Below are 564 nucleotides of genomic sequence, written 5' to 3' on the forward strand. Positions count from 1 at the left end.
CGCGTGCGGGCGCTCGGCCGCCGCCTCTTCCCGCCCCTCCCGCTCGGTGCGACGGCGGCGCTCCTCCTCCACGCTCGCCAGCAGCGTGTCCGGCGCGAAGCCGCCGTTCAGCGACTCGTACAGCAGCTGGGCGAGCAGGTAGGAGGGATGGCGGCGGAGCGTGTGGCCGAGCACCACGCGCGCGGTCGCGGTGTCACCCGCGACCCACGAGGCCCAGGCCAGCAGGGTGAGCGGCGGCGCGGCGCAGCTCTCGTACGGCGCCACGCAGCGGGTGGCCAGGAACCGCCAGAGCCGCTGGGCGGGCGCGAGCTCGGCCGGCCTGGCGTACTCGGCCGCGCGGTCCCGGACGATCCGGTCCTGGAGCGCCAGCAGCAGCCGCGCCGCCCGGTCCTCGTCGAGCGTCGTGGCCCCGGCCATGAACTCGGCCACGGCCGCGTCGAGCAGCGCGGCGTGCTCCCGACGGTCGACCGACCCCCGCCCCGGCGACGGTCCGGCGCCGGCCCGGGCGAACGCGCTCCGCAGGGCGTCCGCCCCGGGCGGGCCGACCGGGGCCAGCGCGGCCAG

1 protein-coding gene is annotated in these 564 nt (G+C 79.4%); it reads right to left on the minus strand.

The window, feature by feature from the left end; all coding sequences use genetic code 11:
* On the minus strand, window positions 1-564 hold a 564-nt coding region (locus ABD308_RS27670), incomplete at both ends, for a DUF4192 domain-containing protein (RefSeq protein ID WP_344340007.1).

It is taken from the genome of Kitasatospora putterlickiae, from assembly GCF_039527695.1.
Lineage (GTDB): Bacteria > Actinomycetota > Actinomycetes > Streptomycetales > Streptomycetaceae > Kitasatospora > Kitasatospora putterlickiae.